A 19,115-nucleotide genomic window follows, 5' to 3' on the forward strand; every position below is an offset into this window, starting at 1 on the left:
TGGCCAAAGCTGCGTGAGTAGCGGGGCGACAACTACCCTGACATGCATCGTGAACCGATCGGGTAGCAATCGAACCTGATCCAAAGAGGCAAAGACCATTGCCGCCTCACGCCGAATGCACCTCGAGGATTTTGCCTTGGGGAGCTGGTTTGAGTCAGAGGAAACGACAGGCCGTTTTCGGCCGTCTCTGCGGCATGAATCGCGCAACGTTCGCGATATGTTTTCTCGGCAATGGTGGGCGCATTCGCGGCGACGAGCGTGGGCGTTGCAGGTCAGCGTTCAAACTCAGCCACCACTACTCTCGTAGTGTCATCTGGCCGGTACAACGATGTACCGGATCCGTGACACTCAAGGTGACAACCACAGATTTGCTACCTCCAAAGCATTGAATCTACGTGCTGTTTCAATACCGGAACCTGGCATGCGATCTGCAACTACCGACCTGACCAACCAGCGGCTGCGGGGAAGGTCGCTGGGTTAAGGCCGATCCGAAGAACAGGCCATCCGGTTACGCTCCCGCGGCTCAACTCGCCGCAATCGCTGGATTTCGGAGGCTCGATCAGCGCACTTGACACAGTACGGAGACGCGTGTATGCCGCCATCGATCCGTCTACGCGAGACCAGAGCCTGCCGCGTTGACGAAATTGCCCTCGCATAACAGGTGGTTAGCCGTGCAGTCGGGGCGCGACAGGAACCAAAGGCCGGTATTTGGCTATGCCTGGATGAATGTCCCGCTATCCCTGGATGAATGTCCAGAATGATTGTTCAGTGACATGCAGAGGAGAGAAGATCGCCATGAGTTCTCAAAACAGAAGCCAGTCACGCCGGTCCAGGTTTTGCATCACGATGCTCGCCTGCCTGGGGTTGGTTGTCGGTGCAACGGCAGTGGCCCAGGCAATGGCCCAGACAAGCGAAGCGAGCGCGTCCGAAGCCATTGCCAAGCGCGCACAGAACCCCAACTTGTGGCCCGCACCGGGTCGCGACAATCACCTGACGCGTTTCAGCCCGCTGAAGCAGATCAACACCAGCAACGCGGGCGACCTGCAATTCACGTGGAGTCAGTCGCTCAGCTCGTTGCGCGGCCAGGAAGGTCAGCCACTCGTCGTGGAGGTTGGCGGCAAACCGATGATGTATTTGGTCAGTGGCTGGCCGAACGTCGTGCAGGCGCTGGATTTGTCCGACCCGGACCACCCGGTGGCTGTCTGGAACTACCTCAAGAAGGACGGCCGTGACAACAGCGCCGTCGGTATCGCGTGCTGCGACACCGTCAACCGCGGCCTCAACTATGCCGACGGCAAGGTGATCTTCCATACCTTGGACGGTTACCTGATCGCACTGGATGCCTCGACCGGCAAGGTGGACTGGACCGTGAAGGTCGCCTACCCGGAGAAAGGCCAGACCATGACTCAGGCGGGCGTGATTGCGGGCAACAACGTGATCATCAGCTACGGTGGTTCTGAGCTTGCGGCGCGCGGCGACATCGCTGCCTTCTCGATCGCCACCGGGAAGAAGGTCTGGAGCTTCTGGAACAACGGCAGCGCCAAGGACGTTGGCATGACCGCGAACACCAACAAGGCAGTTCCAAAGCACGGCACCCTGAAGACCTATCGTGGCGTTGATGAGTATCCAGGCGATGAGCACCTGCGCGGCGGTGCGACCGTCTGGGGCTGGATGAGCTATGACGCGAATCTGAACCTGGTCTACTACGGCACCGCCAACCCCGGCACGTGGAGCCCTACGTATCGCTGCAAATACGACACGTTTGAAAAGTGCAACGACGGTACCCAGGACAACAAGTGGTCGCTGTCGATCATGGCGCGCAATGCGTCGACGGGTGAGCTGGTCTGGGCATACCAGATGACCCCGTTCGACCAGTGGGACTACGACGGTGTCAACGGCATGATCCTGGTCAACATGGATATCGATGGCCAGAAGAATCGCCCTGTACTGGTGCATTTCGATCGCAACGGCTTTGCCTATGTACTGGACCGCAAAACCGGCCAAGTGCTGCGCGCACACAACTACGTTCCTGTGAACTGGGCCGAGAAGATCGACGTCGGCGGGACTGATCGCCCGATCAAGGTCAAGGCGCACGCACCCTTCAGCATCGACAAGGCCGTGCAGGCGTGCCCGTCGGCCATGGGCGGCAAGGACCAGCAGCCGGTAGCCGTGGATCCGGCCAACCCGGAGGTCTTCTACGTGCCGACCAATCAGTGGTGCATGGAGGACACCCCGCTGAAGCGCACCAGTACGCAACAGGGCTCGGGTTACGCGTTTGCCAATGTGTACATGTACGAAAGCACGCCTGGCCTTGTGGGCCAGTTCCAGGCCTTCAATGTCAACACCGGCAAGATCCTCTGGAAGATCCCGAACAAGTACCAGACTTGGAGTGGTGCGCTGGTCACGGCTGGCGGCGTGGTTTTCTATGGCGATATGGTGGGTAACTTCCGGGCTGTGGACGCCAAGACCGGCAAGGTCCTGTGGATGCGCAAGCTGGGTTCGGGGATTATCGGCAACCCGATCAGCTACCAGGTCAACGGCCAACAGTATGTAGCGGTGTTCGCCGGGCTGGGTGGCTGGGCCGGACTGCCGGTTGCCGCTGGTCTGAACTTCAACGACAAGTTCGGCGCGATCGGTGCCACCGCGATGGCCAAGTCCACCAACCTGAACCTCGTGCCGCAGGGTGGCACCTTGTATACGTTCCGCCTGGGTGGACCGCAGCACCAGAACGTCGCGGACACCAATGGCACGAAGTGACGGCGTGTCTATCGTTGAGTTGTAGAGGTGTACCAACCACCTTTGCATCGTGAAGTCTGCCGGGGTTGCCAGGTGCAACCCCGGCATTGATGCTGAGATGTGGAGTCGGCAGCAAACGTGCGAGGTTCTTTCGAAGTGCACTGCATGACATGAAATTTGGTATCGCAATATTCGTTGGATGTCTTGCGCTGATGGTGGCTGGGTTGGCGTGGGCGCAGGAAAAGACCTATTACAACCTCGACCTGAAATTCAGCGAGATGACGGCGCCCGAACGGAACGCCGCGAAAGAGGCCGCGCTACATCAGCAGCTACGGCCGCTGACGGCCTGTGCGGACCCCGCCAACATGCCGTTTTCGGACCGCAATGGCGACGGCATCGACAACCAGATCGTCAAGGTGCTGGCGAGTGCCATGCACACCACGGTGGGGTTCTACTGGATGTCGTACATAGAGCACGGGTTCTTGAGACGGGCGTTCGGGAACGCGGCCGAGCCGCTGGGAAACTGCGATCTCGTGGTCGACATCCCGGCCAGTGTTTCGGGCGTGCTGATGACTGAGCCGATCTACCGGTCGACATACGTTTTCGCTTATGGCCAGGACAGCGGGATCCATATCAAGAGCCTCACCGACCCTGCCCTAAGGAAGCTCCGCGTCGGCGTGTACCAAACCTCCGCTTTGCGCCAGGCGCTCGCCGAAAACGGGCTCAAGAATGGTATCCACGTCCTTACGGTCAGCTACGACACCGCAAGCAACGGCGGCGCCCAGCAGCAGTGGCGGCAGGTTGAACAGATAGGGGGCGGCCAACTCGACGTGGTGGGGGTGTGGGGCCCGTTTGCCGGTTATGCCAAGGCCAAGAAGGACGCGCCGATCGTGCTGCAACCGGTCAACCTGATGTCCAACGACGTGCAGTTGGAATACGCCATGGCCATCGGCGTGCGCGAAAACGACGTGGTTCTGAAATATGCGTTGGACAACGCTCTGGAGGCCTCGGCAAGCAAGATCAAGGCGATTCTCGAGGATTTCGGCGTTCCGTTGGTCCAATGCAGCGAGTGCATCGTCCAGGGCAACCTCCCCTCGCACGGCGCCTATTCAACGGGAGCCAGTGCCTATGCGCGGTACACGCAGCCGCTGGATGAGGACCTGGTTCACATCGACCAGTCCCAGGTGGCTCCAGGCGAATTCGTCACGGTACAAAACGTGAAGAAATCGCTTGCGGCGGGCGCCAATCTGAACGCCGAGCTGGCGCAAGCAGTGGTGGCATCTGACCCGGCGCGCATCAAGTTTCTGGCTGCACATGGGGCAGAGCTGAACGCACGCGACTCCATGGGTGCGACACCGTTGTTCAGTGCCGCCAGTGCTCGCGATTCGGCGACTGTCAAGCTGCTACTCGATCTCGGCGCGGATGCCAACGCACGCAGCGCGGATGGCTTGACGCCGCTGATGGAGGCGGCTTACCGCGATCACGTGCCGTCAGTGGAAGCGCTCCTGCAACACGGCGCCAGCCTGACCATGAAGAATCCCGAAGACTTGACAGCCCTCTGCAGCGCGCTCGACACCCGCAGCTTCCTGGCCGCCTCGACGCTGATCAAGGCGGGTGCCTCGCCCGACGTGCAATGTGGCCGCAATCGGCTGACGCCGTTGATGATCGTGGCGACGCATGAGAAGGCTGAGCAGAGCGGCAACGTTCCGGTCGATGGCGACCGCTACCTGAGCGACGGAGTTTCCCCCGTCGAGATCGGCCAGTTGCTGGTCAGCAAGGGTGCCGATGTGAATGCCCGGGGCCGGGGCGGGGTTACGGCGCTCATGATAGCGGCCGGGTACGACAACGCGCCTCTGATCGGTTTGCTGATTCAGGCCGGGGCGAAAATCGACGTCCATTCCGAGGACGGCAAAACCGCGCTTGATATAGCCAAAGACAACGGCAACGATACGGCAGCAAAGACGCTCGAGTTGATGACGCGGTTCGCCTCGCCGCAAGGTCCGGCTGCTCCCGTGCAGCGTCCGCTGCAATGAAGGTGTGCGGTGTCACCGTTGCTGCAGGTGCGCTGGCATTGATGCTGGCAGCGGCCAGTTTTGCCTCACCCGCCAGTGCGCAGGGCAAGAGTAAAGGCGCGGGAAGCAGCGGCACGCTCGTCACGCATTATGCGTATCTTGGCAAGGAATACCGGGAACCGCCGCCACTGTCGCTGCTCAAACCTGCCGTTATTCCCGACGAGGGCCTGGCAGGCGCGCGCCTTGGGACCAACGAGAACAATGTTGCCGGAAAATTTTTGAGACAACAGTTTGTCCTCGACGAGACGGTCGTGCCGCAGGGCGGCGACGTGGTTGCGGCAGCAAAAAAACTGCTGGCGGCCGGTCAGCGCCTCATCCTCGCCAATCTGGAAGCCCCGGATTTGCTCGCGGTTGCAGATTTGCCACAGGCAAAAGACGCGATCATCCTGAACATGCGCGCACGGGACGACGTGCTGCGGCAGACCCAGTGTCGCCGCAACGTTTTCCACCTGATTCCGGGCGATGCAATGCTCACCGACGCACTGGCACAGTATCTGGTGTGGAAGAAGTGGACGCGGTGGTTTCTCGTGCGTGGCAAGCATCCGGCCGACGTCGAGTACGCCAACGCCATCAAGCGTTCAGCCAAGCTCTACGGTGCCAAGATCGTGGCGGAGCGCGCGTATGAGCTCGAAACCGGGGCGCGCCGCGTGGATACCGGCTTCCAGGAAATCCAGACGCAAATGCCGATGCTGACGCGCGGCGTACCGGACTACGACGTCGCCTTCGTGGCCGACGAGACCAATTCGTTCGGACTCTACCTGCAATATAGGACCACCGATCCACGGCCCGTGGTGGGTACGGATGGCTTGGTGGCGACGGCTTGGGGTGCGGCATACGAGTCATACGGTGCCGAGCCATTGCATGACCACTTTGTGAAATTCGCGCACCGTGAGATCACGGTGCGCGACTATGAGGGATGGCTTGCGGTCCATCTGCTGGGGATGGCCGTGATGTACGACAAGAACAACAATGTCGACGCGATCCGGAACTACATCACTTCGGACAATCTCAAGCTCTCGGGGTACAAGGGTCAGGGCATGAACTTCCGCTCGTGGGATCATCAGCTGCGACAACCGATCCTGCTCATGGACCCACTGACCCTGGTTTCGATGTCGCCCCAACCGGGTTTTCTGCACCCGGTGTACACGACCGATACCCTTGGGTTCGACCAACCTCGAAGCCTGTGCAGGTTCTCCAAATGAGAACGTTCAACCACAACGGGCTGCGCACGCGGGTTGCCACCGCGTGTTTGCTGCTGGTGGCCCTTGCGGCACCATCCGTGTCGGCCGCGATGCTGTTTGTGAGCAACGAGCGCGGCAATACCGTGACCGTGCTGGACAGCAATACGCTCAAGACGATCAAGACCATACCAACCGGCCAGCGGCCGCGCGGCATCGTGGCGGGGCCTCATGGGAAGTGGGTGTACGTGTGCGTGGGTGACAGCAACCGGATCGATGTCATCGATGTGGCGAAGCTTGAAGTCACGCGTCAGCTGCCCTCGGGGCCAGACCCGGAATTGATGGCTGTGGGCAACGATGGCACGCGGGTCTACATCGCCAACGAAAACAACGCCATGGTCACCGTGCTGAATGCGGAGACGGGCAAACTGCTTGCGGAGATTCCCGTTGGCACGGAACCCGAGGGCATGCGTGTCAGTCCGGACAACCAGCTCACGGCGGCAACCTCCGAAGGCACCAGCATGGTGCATTTCATCGACAACAAGGCACTCAAACTGGTGGCCAGCGTGCTCGTGGATACGCGTCCACGCGTGGCCACGTTCACGCCCGACGGCAGCCATGTCTGGGTGTCCTCGGAGGTCGGTGGCACGGTGTCGGTGGTCGACGTGAGTACCCACCAGCTCGTGCAAAAGATCGGCTTTGCGATTCCTGGGATGCGTGCCGAGTTCATCCAGCCAGTCGGCATCACGATGTCGAAGGACGGCTCGGAGGCGTTTGTCGCGCTCGGTCCCGCGAACCACGTTGCCGTCGTCAACACCAAGACCTATAAAGTGAGTGACTACATCATCGTGGGGCAGCGGCCTTGGCACATGGCGCTGTCTCCCGACGGCTCGAAGCTTTACGTCGTTAACGGCTTCACCAATGACGTGACGGTGGTCGATGTCAAATCACTCAAGCCCGAGGTTTCGGTGCCTGTCGGTCGCCTGCCGTGGGGCATAGCGCTCGTGCCCTGAGCTGTTGTTCGGTGATGGGGCGGTGCCGGGGTGTGGAAGCACCACCAGATGTTTAACTGGTACTTGAAGGAGAGTCAAATGTTTCGCAAGACTGCGTATGGCTTTACCAGTGCTGCCGCCGTTGTCGCTGCCGTTGCCGGTATCGGCTTGGTGCTTGCCAGCAGCGGCCCGGTGAGTTCGGCGGCGACTCCGGCCAGCGCCGCAAGCATCCGTGTGCCGGCGACGTATGAGTCAATGGACACCAGCCACACCGGAATGGTGACAGAAAAGGAAGCCCTGGCCGCCATGCCGAATCTGAACTTCAAAGCCGCCGACACAAACGGTGATGGTCAGTTGGATCGCGTCGAATACCTGGATTTACGGGAAAAAGTCGCAGACGGGACCTGGACCAACGCGGTGCCCAAGCTGGAAGTCGTAAAGGAAATAAAAGGGTACGATGAAGACCCGGTGGACGTGGTCAAGAACGCGCCGAAAGGCACGTTGACGAACCCCTACGATCCCGCGAACAGCACCGTGGTCGCTGAGGGTCACCAGCAGTTTCTCAATCACGGTTGCAATGCCTGCCATGGTGGCAATGGCGGCGGGGGCATGTGTCCGCCACTCAACAATGGCGTATGGATCTACGGCGAGAGCGATGACACTTTGTACCGGCTTGTCACCCTGGGTAGTGAGAAATTGCAGGCGGCGGGATACTCGCGGATAAGCCCGGAAACCCCCGCGTTGATGCCGCAGCAAGGCGGCACGACCCTGACAAAAGCTGGCGACCTTTGGAAGATCATCACGTGGATCAAGTCAATGAACGCGAAGAAGAGCGGCTAGACGAGCATGGGAGGCGCCCCGATCCGGTTTCGGGGCTCTCGACGGTCCTGCGTGGGTGACAGCCCCCACCGAGCGGGACTGATCGGCAGCTCTGGTTTGGCAGGCGATACTACCGGTCGCTCGTGGTGCAGCTGCGTGGTGGGAACGCAGGATGGTCGTTGCCCAACCTGGCGGTCCGTGAAAAGTTGCGGTCATCGTGGATGCCGCACCGAAGCCGCAGCCGCCGGACGCGTGCTGATCGGGATCGCGATCATTGACCTTCTTCAAGTGGCGCCACGTTGCTCGCGCTCGAGGTTGTGGTGCTTTCCAGCGCGCGGGGGCAGCCAATCAGGACACAGGTGCGTATGCCTGTGACGCATGGTGGCGGCACGCGACGGTGATGCATTGCTAACCACGTCACCTCCACGTAGCCGCGCGGTGGCCGCCGTTGTACTTGATCCGAACTTGCGTCGGCTTGATATTCACCGGTGCACCTTGACATGGAGTGTCTGCCCTGAAACCTGGGTGAGACGATCCTGTCGCCTCGTTCTGCGCGGTCAGCTACGCTGCAAGAAAGTCAGGTCTGCATGGATCGAGAACGCCCAGAATATTCGCCGGGATTGGTGGGGAAGGTGCTTCCATGAAGGGCTGGCAGGCGAGAATGAACATAGCGTCGACTGACTACGTCACGCGCGTTTTTGCGCTGATTTGTGCCGTGCTCCTCGCGATGATGCCAAGTGCGGCATCGCGCGCGGAGGTTGCACGCGACGTTCCCGAACTGCGCGTCGGGGTGCTTGAGTTCGGCACGGTCGGCTGGGAGATCGATACCGTCCAGAGGCTGGGTCTCGCGGGCAGACACGGAATCCGGCTGGACGTGATACCCCTGGCGTCCGAGAACGCGATGAAGGTGGCGTTGCTGAGTGGCAGCGTCGACCTTGTCGTCTCGGACTGGTTCTGGGTCGCGACGCTCCGATCCCGCGGTCAGGATTACCAGTTTGTCCCGTTTTCGAAGGCGGTCGGTGCCGTCGTCGCCAATCCGGGGGCGGGAATCAAGTCGCTCGCCGACCTCCAGGGCAAACGGGTCGGTGTCGCTGGTGGCCCGGTGGACAAGAGTTGGCTGATCGCGCGTGCTTACGCGCGCAAGAAGTACGGCATCGACCTGAAGTCTGTCGCGAAACCACAGTTTGCCGCACCGCCGTTGATCAACCACCTGATGCTCGACGGCGAGCTTCCGGCCGCAATCAACTTCTGGCAATACAGCTCCCGCCTTGTTGCACAGGGTATGCAGCCGGTGATTACGGTGGAGCAGATGCTCAAGGGATTGGGCGTCAAGACCGTTCCGCCGTTGCTGGGTTGGGTGTTTTCGCAACGGTGGGCGGAAACCCACGGCGATGCCTTGCGCGCTTTCATCGCCGCCACTTACGATGCCAAGCAGGAGCTGGCCCGCTCGGATGCGGCTTGGCAGCCGCTGAGGAGCAAGGTCAAACCTGAAAACGAAGTGGTCTTCGCCGCGATCCGACAGGGTTATCGGGACGGCATCGTCGAGCACTTCGGCGCGCCCGAAATCCACGCAGCTGGACAATTGTTCGATCTGATTGCTGATGGAAACCACGGCGAACTCACCAGTGGAACGAGTGAGTTGCCAGCGGATGTGTTTTGGAGCGGATTTCGTCGGCCATGAGGTTCTTTCATCGTCGCCTTGGCCCGGGCGACGTGCCCCGAATCATTGGCAGGAGGGAGCCACGCGCGGCGGCGCCGGCGTATTGGCGCGGGGTTCGATTAGCGCTGGGGCGCAGTTGGCTGTGGCGGAGCGTGTCGCTCGTCGCCCTGGTGGTGATTTGGGAAATCGCGGCACGACTCGCGGACAGCAACATGCTGCCGACGCCGGTTGCGGTGCTCGCCGCGGTGTATCGCTATACCCGCAGCGGCCAGCTTCCGCTGGAGTTGGGGATCACGCTGACGCGGGTGGCCGCTGCGTTCATCGTGGCCATGGCCGTCGGTACCGCGATCGGCTTCATGATGGGCTGCTCGCGCAAGCTCAACCTGTTACTGGATGGCCCGCTGGTGCTTGCACTCAACATCCCGGCGCTGGTCATCATCATCTTGTGTTACCTATGGCTCGGGCTCACGGAAGTCGCCGTGATCGTGGCCGTGGCCCTCAACAAGATCCCGGTCGTGGTGGTGACAACGCGCGAAGGGACGCGGGCCATCGACCTGCGCTTGCTGGCGGTAGCGCAGGTGTATCACGTTCCGCGTACAGTGACGCTGCATCGGGTGGTACTGCCGCAGCTTTACCCGTACCTCATCGCCTCTGCGCGCAACGGCCTGGCGCTGATCTGGAAGATCGTACTGGTTGCCGAGCTGCTTGGGCGCAGCAATGGCGTGGGTTTTGAATTGTCCGTATTTTTCCAGTTTTTCGATATCACCAGTATTCTGGCGTACACACTCGCGTTTGCTGCTGTCGTCATGGCCATTGAAGCGGGTGTGATGCGGCCTCTTGAAAAGCGCTTGACGCGGTGGCGCGGATGAACGGGTTGAACATCCATGTCATCGAAAAGCGTTTCGACGGCGTGCCGGTGCTGGCCGATATCGATGTCACCATCAACGCAGGTGAATTTGTCGCCATCGTCGGGCCATCCGGTGTGGGCAAGACCACACTGCTGAGCCTGGTTGCCGGTCTGGACGCCGACTATGCGGGTGCGATTTGCTACGACGGAGCGCCGTTGGCCGAGCCCGGCCAGTCGCCTCCCGGCTTGGGCATGGTATTCCAGGAGCCACGGCTCATGGCATGGCTCACGGTCAGCGACAACGTGCGGCTGGCGGAAGCAGCGCGTCTGGCGCGCGATCGCAGCTATGTTTCGCGCGCAGACAGCTTGCTGGATGAGGTCGGCCTGCGCACTTCTCGGGATGCGTGGCCGAGCCACCTCTCTGGCGGCATGCAGCGTCGCGCCGCGCTGGCGCGGGCATTTGTGATCGAGCCTTGGTTGCTGCTGATGGATGAGCCGTTCGTGTCGCTCGACCTGCCGGCCGCTGACCAGCTGCGCGAGTTGCTGCGGCGGCTGTGCGCGCGGGTGCGGCCACTGGTATTGTTTGTTACCCACAATTTAACTGAGGCACTGGTGCTCGCCGATCGCATATTGTTTCTGGGTGATAGGCCAGCCCGCGTTGTGCTGGACTATCGTGTCGAGCAAACAGGTAGTCACGATATGAACAGTCCCGAGATAGCTGCTCTAAGCCGCCGGCTGCTGGCACACCATCAACGGCTGCTATCCGAAGTAGTCGGTGCTGACGTGGACGCAGGCCGGCGTGGTCAGGAGGGGTTGTGAGGTCTGGCGCCTTGGTGTGGACGTTGGCGGGGTGTGCCGCGTACCCGCGCCCCGGTGTGCCGTGATGAACGTACCCAGTGGGACATCCACACCCACGTCGCGCCTACCGGGACAGGCCACACTCGCACTCGCGGTGGACGAGGTCAGCAAGTCCTACGGCTCAATCAAAGCGCTGGACCGACTGTCCCTGTACGTCGCACGCGGCGAGTTCGTGGCCCTGCTCGGACCGAATGGTGCGGGGAAAAGCACGCTGTTTCAACTGCTAACCGGATTGTTCGTACCCGACGCCGGACGCATCGAGGTGGCGGGCTTCGACATGCGCCATCAGGCGCGGCGGGCGCTCGCGTGCCTGGGCGTGGTATTCCAGCAGCCGACGTTGGACCTGGACTTGAGCGTCGTTGCCAATCTGCGTTTCCATGCGCGGCTGCACGGCATGGGACGTGCAGGGCGCGCCCGCATCGATGCGGAGCTGCAGCGTATCGGCTTGACCGCGCGGGCCGGAGATCGGGCGCGGGCGCTTTCTGGCGGCAATCGCCGCCGGGTCGAACTGGCCCGTGCGCTGCTGCACGACCCGGTGGTACTGCTGATGGACGAACCCACGGTAGGGCTTGATCCCGCCTCACGGGCGCAGCTCGTGGAGTATGTCCACTCGCTGTGTACGCATCGCGACGTCGGTGTGCTGTGGGCGACGCACCTGGTGGACGAGGCCGAATCCGCCGACCGGGTCATCATCCTGCACAAGGGGCAATGGATCGCTTCCGGCACCGCCGCGGAATTGCGCGAGCGCACAGGACAGAGTTCGCTGCGGGACGCCTTCCTCGACCTGACCGGGGAAACTTCGGTAGAAAAAGAGGAAGCGGTCTGATGCACGCGAGGCCTGGATCGCTGCGAGAGATACCCGGCGGCGCTCCGCAGCAGGATCGCGATCTGGCTGCTTCAGTTCGACCGGGACCTGCGCCAGGTCGGCTTCGGGGAAGCCTGCAATGAGCTCCGCCATGTCGATCGTGGGCCACGCCGTGCAGGCGCTGTTGGCGCTTTCCTCGCGCGAAACGGTCAAGTTCATGCACCAGCGTGGGCGATTGCTCTCCGCAGTGGTGCGGCCGAGCCTGTGGCTGCTTATTTTTGCGGCCGGTTTCCGGGATGTCTTCGGTGTCTCCGTGATTCCGCCGTACTCAACCTATATCGAGTACCCGGTCTACGTCGTGCCAGGGCTCGTGGGTATCGTCCTGCTGTTCAATGGCATGCAATCTTCGCTGGCGATGGTCTACGATCGTGAGATGGGATTGATGCGGTTGCTGCTAACCGCACCGCTGCCGCGCTCGGTGTTGCTGACGTGCAAGCTGCTCGCGGGCACCTTTCTGTCAATCCTGCAAGCGTACGCATTTTTTGCGGTCTGCGCGATATTCAGACTCGATCTTCCATGGTGGCCCGGCCTGCTGCTGGCGTTGCCGGCCATGTTCCTGACTGGCCTGATGCTGGGCGCGATGGGTCTGCTGGTGTCCGTTTACATCAAGCAGATCGAGAATTTCGCCGGGGCCATGAACTTTGTGATCTTTCCCATGTTCTTCCTGTCACCGGCACTGTACCCGTTGTGGAAGTTGCAGGAATCCGGGGCCGAAATCATCTACCAGTTGGCGCGCATCAATCCATTCACCTACGGTATCGATCTGATCCGCTACGCGATGTACGGGCAGATGAACTGGCTTGCGTGCGGAGTGGTTCTTGCCACGCTCGTCGCCTTTTTGGGGCTGGCGATATGGGGCTACGATCCGCAGCGCGGCACGGTGCGGCACAAGCGCCAAGGCGGCTGAGCAATTCCTGAAAAGCTGTCGGAGTGATAACGCTCCGCGCGCCCGCGTGCGGTGGCCGCGCGTATCCGGAGTCGGCCAAGGCTTGCTGTGGCGAGGTGTCCAGATGCCGCAGTTCAGTCACAGAATTTTCTGTTTCCCAGTCGTCTCCATCCAGCAATGGCAGGGACAGGAATTTACCTGAGGCCTATCGTGAAAGTCGTGCAGTGATGCCCATTGTGGCGGCTGTACCGCACGCGGCACACTCGTTTGTCACGAATCTGATACAGCACGCGTGACAGGTAGCCACATAGTCGCTTCAAGTGACTGAATCGCCGCCTGCAGACTTCGCCGGAAACTGGCATCCAAAGTGCATGGTACGTTCCGGGCAGCCCGCTTCGGCGCAGGGTTGACGGTTATGAGGAACGATTGACTATGAAAACGCGTGCAGCGGTTGCGTGGGAGGCGGGCCAGCCGCTCCACATTGAGGAAGTGGATCTGGATGGGCCCAAGGCGGGTGAAGTATTGCTACGCGTCGTCGCTACCGGAGTCTGTCATACGGATGCGTACACGCTATCCGGCGCCGATCCTGAAGGCCTGTTTCCCGTGATTCTCGGCCATGAAGGCGGCGCGATCGTCGAGGAGATCGGCCCGGGCGTGACTTCGGTAAAACCCGGTGATCATGTGATTCCTCTCTACACGCCCGAATGCGGCGAGTGCGAGTATTGCCTGTCTGGCCGCACCAATCTATGCCAGAAGATCCGCGTGACGCAGGGCAAGGGCGTGATGCCGGACGGCACGTCGCGGTTTTCGTTCAAGGGCAAGACGCTGCACCACTATATGGGCACCAGCACTTTCTCCGAATACACGGTCCTGCCCGAAATCTCGATCGCGAAGATCGACCCCAGGGCACCGCTTGAAAAGGTCTGCCTGCTCGGCTGCGGCATCACCACCGGTGTCGGCGCGGTGTTGAACGTCGCCAAGGTCCGCCCCGGTTCGACGGTCGCGGTGTTCGGCTTGGGCGCCATTGGCCTTGCGGTGGTTCAGGGTGCGGTGATGGCGAAAGCGGCTCGCATCATCGGGATCGATGTCAATGCAGATAAGTGGACGATGGCCGAGGCCATGGGTGCCACCGACTTCGTCAATCCCAAGGAATACGACCTGCCGATCCAGCAGGTGATCGTCGACAAGACCAACGGCGGTGTCGATTATTCGTTCGAGTGCATTGGCAATGTCAACGTGATGCGTTCGGCGCTCGAGTGCTGCCACAAGGGCTGGGGCGAATCGACGATCATCGGTGTCGCGGCGGCAGGTCAGGAGATCAGCACGCGACCATTCCAGCTTGTCACCGGGCGAGTCTGGCGCGGTGCCGCCTTCGGTGGAGTCAAGGGGCGTTCCCAGTTGCCCGGGTACGTCGACTCCTACATGCAGGGCAAGCTCAAGGTGGACGAGTTCATTTCCAGGGTTCTGCCACTGGAGAAAATAAACGATGCCTTCGAGTTGATGCATGAAGGCAAGGTCATCCGCTCGGTGATCCAGTACGACGACACCGTGGCGTAACACCGGCAACCCGCTTTTCAATTGGAGAGACTACATGGCCAGCACGAAGATCCACCCCGCCGTCGATGACGGTGTCAAGCCCGGAAAGCCGGGGTTTTCCGGCAGCACCCTGGTGTGCAATTGCGCCACCGATCAGGTCGAGGTGACGGTGGACAGTGAGTTTCTGTTCAATCATCTGTGCGGCTGCACCAAGTGCTGGAAACCGAAAGGCGCGGACTTCTCGATGCTTGCGGCGGTGCCGAGCGACAAGGTGAAGGTCACCAAACACGAAGAAAAGCTGAAAGTGGTGAACAAGAACGCGGTGTTGCACCGTCATGCCTGCACGGTCTGCGGCACGCACATGTATGACACCGTCCCGGACCCGACGCACGTATTCCATGGCTTTGTATTCATCCACCCTGAACTGTCTCGGCAAGCGGGGTATGCGCCGCCGACGTTCGCGGCATTTGTGTCCTCGATCATCGAGGGTGGGGTAGCGCCGACTCAAATGAATGCAGTGCGGTCCCGTCTACGTGAACTGGGCATCGAGCCGTACGATTGCTATTCACCGGAATTGATGGACATCGTCGCGACCCACGCGGCGAAGGCGGCGGGCGTGCTGCAAGCCTGACTCCTGCAGGCGCTGTTGGGGCTGGTGCGGACGATGTCGCGGTCGTGCGTGGCCGGGATTTCCGGCCGTCGCGTACGCGGCCAACGGGTCATGGGAGGAAAGGCACATGCAACGCAAATCAGCAAAACGAAACCCGACGTGTCGCCGGACAGCCAGGCTGCAGCGAGCTGCTCTCGCACTCGCGCTGGTGACCGGGTGCCCGCTGGCTGCGGACGCGACCTCGTTCAGCGGCAATGGCTGGACGGTGGACCTGAGCGGATACGTCAATGCTTTCTATACCACCACGAGTTGTTCGGGTGGTCCGGTCGGCGGTACCGCGCTCGCCGGAGAGGCGCTCGGCTGCGGGGGCCAGAAGGATCGCACGACGATCGGCAACGGCCTGTTGCCGAATGCCCTCATCACCAAGTTCACCACGAACCAGGAAGGCTTTGACATCAATGCGCAGGTTGGCATCATGGTGCATACCGCCACTTCGGATGCACTTTCGGCAAACAGCGGTGTGGATGTGCGGCAGGCCTTTTTCACCGTGGGCACGCCGGATTTCGGTACCGTCAAGCTGGGCCGTGATTACGGTGTATTCGGTTCCAACGCAATTCTCACCGACATGACCTTGCTTGGTGTCGGCATGCCGGTACAGGCGACGCAGCGCGGACGCGTGGCGTTGGGGCATATCGGAGCGGGCTATACCTACCTGGGCAGCTACGGCCAGATTACGTATACATCTCCCGACATGTCCGGCTTCAGCTTTACCGGCGGCGTTTTCAGTCCGGTGAACAACACCGCCATGTACGACTCACGCACCGATCCGCAAATCCATTTGCAGTTGTCGTATTCCAGCGGCAACTTCAAGGGCTGGGTGGGCGCCAAGACCCAGAGGTTCTATGCACCAGCCGGTTCGGAACTCGATCCGGCTAGTTTCACCATGTCCGCCGCCGAAGTCGGCGCGAGCTTCAAGCTTGGCCAATTCGGCCTGCTCGCGAACGTACAGGCCGGCCGCGGCATCGGCATCCTGACCGACGGCGACCAAGGTGACGCGAAGGGCGTCAACTATTTGTTGCAGGGCACTTGGCAGGCAACGGAAAAGCTCAAGCTCGGCTTGAGTGGAGGACTCAGCCGCAATCGTGACGATCTGCCGGCCGCCGGCGACTTCAAATCCAACAGCAACATTACTGCCGGCAGCTACTACGCGCTGACCAAGAGCGTGACGCTTGACCTTGAGCTGAGCCAGACCCGATCCAAGGATTATCTCGGCGGCAACGCACGCATGAACGGCATATCCCTCGGCGGTATCATCTTTTTCTGATGATTGCAGTATTTCCATCGGTCAATTGGATTGTCCAACCAGGAGAGTTCACGGCACATAGGCAATGCACGTCGCAAAGCGAAGTTCGCATAGAGTAATGTTGCTTTGGGTCGGTATTGTAGGTATCGCAAACTCCGTCCGTTTTCTGGTGGCGCGGAGCGTGTAGATGTGTCGCTGAATATCCTGGATTCGCACCGTACTCGTTGCCGGGTCGGATCGATCGGTGGCGCGCTGGGAATGACGATTCTCTCGATGGTGTCGGTTGTGGTGCTTGCCACCCCACCAGTGCAGCAGCTGGGCGAGATCATGGTGATCGGGGTTACGCCGTTGCCCGGCTTGAACGTGCCGCCGGGGCAAGTGCCGTTGAATGTGCAAAGTGCACAGGCCGACGACGTCGAGCAAATACACGGTCAGTCCGTGACCGACTTGCTGCAGCGCAACTTCCAGGGAGTGAATGTCACCCAATCGCAGGGCAATCCCTGGCAAGGCAACTTGTTCTTCCGTGGCTTCACGTTGTCGCCGCTGCTCGGCTCGCCCTCGGGCATATCCGTGTACATGGGCGGGGTGCGCCAGAACGAACCCTTTGCCGGGACGATGAACTGGGAGGCGATCCCCGATTTTGCCATCCGCAACGTCGAGCTGATTCCTGGTTCCAGCCCACTGTATGGCCTGAACACACTTGGTGGCGCGCTGTTGCTGACGACGAAGAACGGCTTTACGGATAAGGGTGGTTCGCTTGACGTTTCAGGCGGATCCTGGGGACGCATCCAGACCGACGCGGACTTCGGTGTTCACGGCAGAAATCTTGGGTTTTATGCTGGTATTGGCAGCAGCTACGAGACCGGCTGGCGCGACTACTCGTCAAGCCGCGTGCAGCAGGCATTCCTGCGTGGGGACTGGCGGCCGGATGAGGCCACCAGCATCGCGCTGAGCTACACCGGCGCGCACGCCAAGCTGTATGGCACCCAGGCCCTTCCGATCGAATGGGCGAGTAAACCTGCGGCTGCCTTTACCTGGCCAGACTTCTTCGTCAACAATCTCAGCCAGTTCAATCTGCAGGGCTCGCGTCAGCTCAATGAAGATTGGGCGCTCCAGGCCAATGCCTATCTGCGCATCTCCCAAAGCCGCAGCTTCAACAGCAACACCAATGATTTTGACGAATATGACGCTGACGAGGATGGACCCCTGGGCTACATGCCAGGGGGGCCATTCGATCCGCACTCGCTGGGCCGGTATTACTACGTCGGCCTGAGCCCGGCTTACGATCCACATAACCCGGCGGCGACGATCAACAACGTGGTTGCTTCCAACGTACTGGGCAACGTGTACACGCGCGGCTTCGGGGGATCCTTGCAGGCAGTCGTCAACGGCAGCTTGGCGGGCCACGCCAACCAGCTCGCCCTGGGAGTGAGCCTGGATGTAGGCGACAGTGTATTCAATCAGTCTGGCCAGCCGGCGTTTTTCCCCTACGAGGTGGACTTGCGCGGTGTCGCGCTGGGGTTGCAGCCATTTGCCCAGGATCCGATGACCAATGCGGGCTCGGTGAGTCGCAGCTACGGCGTGTATTTCATGGACGTGGTGGCATTGGCCGACACCGTGCACATGAGCGCTGGCGGGCGTTACAACCAGAACCGCCTGAGCGTCAGCGACCTGTCAGGCCGCGCACCGGACATCAACGGTCGGCAAAGCTTCAGCCGCTTCAATCCCAGCCTGGGCTTTACCTGGGCGGTCAGCAAGCAGCTCGGCGCCTACATCAACTACGACGAAGGCATGCGCACGCCGACGCCGATCGAGGTCGAATGCGCCAACCCCGAGGCTCCCTGTGCGCTGCCCAACGATTTTACCGGTGATCCACCGCTGAAGCCTGTGGTCGTGCACACGTTGAGTGGGGGGCTGCGCGGCGCTCTTGCTGGCGGTCGGTTGCGCTGGAACGTTTCGCTCTATGCAAGCCGCGTCGATAACGACATCCTGACCATTTTCACCGGCGGCAGCTCTCAGGGCTACTTCGCCAACGTCCCGAAGACCTTGCGTAAGGGCGTGGATCTGGGCCTCGGCGGCCAGCTTGGCCGGCTCGAATGGCAGGCAAATTACAGTCACGTCGCCGCCACTTACGACGCCGCGTTCGAGGAATTGGCCGCGGACAACTCCAGCGCCGGCGATGAAGGCGCGATCCAGGTGCGCAAGGGAGACCGCATGCCCGGCGTGCCACGCAATGCATTCACCTTTGCCAGTGGATACCACCTCACCGACGCTTGGTCGTTTGGCGGCAACGTGCGTGCCTATTCAAACCAGTACGCGATCGGAGACGAGAATAATCAGGACCGTCACGGTGCCGTACCTGGGTATGTAATCCTCGATCTGGATCTGCATTATCGGCCGACCCGCGCTCTGTCATTCTTTGCCGAAATCCACAACGTGTTCGATCATCGCTATTTCATCAGCGGCGCGTTGAGTAACAACGTATTCAATACGCCGAACCGCCTGATCAATATCAGCGGCCGTGGCGCTTCCACATTGTTCGTGGCGCCGGGCGCGCCGCGTGGCTACTTCGTCGGTCTTCGCTACGAGTTCGGCGCGGTGGACGGGTGAGCAAACATCTGGGTTTGCAATCGCCAGCCCGGCGGAGTCGGTGATGGTCCGGAACGCAACATAATGTTGCTGTGCTTGCGGGCTTGATCTAGGTCTGTATGGCAGGCGAATACAGCTGCTATCTTTTATCGCGTAACCCGCAG

General features: G+C 61.0%; 14 protein-coding genes. All 14 read left to right on the top strand.

The window, feature by feature from the left end:
• The first annotated feature begins 897 nt into the window (after positions 1-897).
• The gene (locus tag AC3WJB_RS09560; protein WP_492680961.1) at positions 898-2,757 is read left to right on the top strand and encodes a PQQ-dependent dehydrogenase, methanol/ethanol family; all 1,860 of its coding nucleotides are present in this window, start codon (positions 898-900) and stop codon (positions 2,755-2,757) included.
• 149 nt (positions 2,758-2,906) lie between these two features.
• A complete protein-coding gene (locus AC3WJB_RS09565) occupies positions 2,907-4,769 on the top strand; it encodes an ankyrin repeat domain-containing protein (protein WP_492680963.1) in 1,863 nt (620 codons plus the stop codon).
• Positions 4,766-6,010 (top strand): ABC transporter substrate-binding protein, encoded by a 1,245-nt coding sequence (locus AC3WJB_RS09570; protein WP_492680965.1) that lies wholly within the window; start codon positions 4,766-4,768, stop codon positions 6,008-6,010. Before AC3WJB_RS09565 ends, AC3WJB_RS09570 begins: the two co-directional genes overlap by 4 nt.
• Positions 6,007-6,999 (top strand): PQQ-dependent catabolism-associated beta-propeller protein, encoded by a 993-nt coding sequence (locus AC3WJB_RS09575; protein ID WP_492680967.1) that lies wholly within the window; start codon positions 6,007-6,009, stop codon positions 6,997-6,999. Before AC3WJB_RS09570 ends, AC3WJB_RS09575 begins: the two co-directional genes overlap by 4 nt.
• Positions 7,000-7,077: 78 nt before the next feature.
• Positions 7,078-7,818, top strand: a complete 741-nt coding sequence (locus tag AC3WJB_RS09580; RefSeq protein WP_492680969.1) for a c-type cytochrome — start codon at positions 7,078-7,080, stop codon at positions 7,816-7,818.
• A gap of 619 nt (positions 7,819-8,437) precedes the next feature.
• A complete protein-coding gene (locus AC3WJB_RS09585; RefSeq protein ID WP_492680971.1) occupies positions 8,438-9,478 on the top strand; it encodes an ABC transporter substrate-binding protein in 1,041 nt (346 codons plus the stop codon).
• 131 nt (positions 9,479-9,609) lie between these two features.
• Positions 9,610-10,326, top strand: coding sequence for an ABC transporter permease (locus AC3WJB_RS09590; RefSeq protein ID WP_492680973.1), 717 nt, complete (start codon positions 9,610-9,612; stop codon positions 10,324-10,326).
• On the top strand, positions 10,323-11,123 hold the full coding sequence (locus AC3WJB_RS09595) for an ABC transporter ATP-binding protein (protein ID WP_492680975.1): 801 nt from the start codon (positions 10,323-10,325) through the stop codon (positions 11,121-11,123). The genes AC3WJB_RS09590 and AC3WJB_RS09595 overlap by 4 nt, the downstream gene beginning before the upstream one ends.
• Before the next feature lie 133 nt (positions 11,124-11,256).
• Positions 11,257-11,988 carry an ABC transporter ATP-binding protein gene (locus AC3WJB_RS09600; protein ID WP_492680977.1) on the top strand — a complete coding sequence of 244 codons (732 nt, stop codon included), beginning with the start codon at positions 11,257-11,259 and terminating at the stop codon, positions 11,986-11,988.
• A gap of 130 nt (positions 11,989-12,118) precedes the next feature.
• A complete protein-coding gene (locus AC3WJB_RS09605; RefSeq protein ID WP_492680979.1) occupies positions 12,119-12,934 on the top strand; it encodes an ABC transporter permease in 816 nt (271 codons plus the stop codon).
• A 411-nt stretch (positions 12,935-13,345) separates the two neighbouring features.
• Complete coding sequence (locus AC3WJB_RS09610) at positions 13,346-14,470, top strand: S-(hydroxymethyl)glutathione dehydrogenase/class III alcohol dehydrogenase (protein ID WP_492680981.1); 1,125 nt, start codon at positions 13,346-13,348, stop codon at positions 14,468-14,470.
• Between the two features lie 34 nt (positions 14,471-14,504).
• The gene (gene gfa / locus AC3WJB_RS09615) at positions 14,505-15,080 is read left to right on the top strand and encodes an S-(hydroxymethyl)glutathione synthase (protein WP_492680983.1); all 576 of its coding nucleotides are present in this window, start codon (positions 14,505-14,507) and stop codon (positions 15,078-15,080) included.
• A gap of 106 nt (positions 15,081-15,186) precedes the next feature.
• A complete protein-coding gene (locus AC3WJB_RS09620) occupies positions 15,187-16,383 on the top strand; it encodes a porin (RefSeq protein WP_492680985.1) in 1,197 nt (398 codons plus the stop codon).
• Between the two features lie 237 nt (positions 16,384-16,620).
• Entirely contained in the window at positions 16,621-18,972 is a 2,352-nt protein-coding gene (locus tag AC3WJB_RS09625) for a TonB-dependent receptor (RefSeq protein WP_492680987.1), read from the top strand.
• Positions 18,973-19,115: the final 143 nt, after the last annotated feature.

It is taken from the genome of Rhodanobacter sp. FW510-R10 (assembly GCF_058781105.1).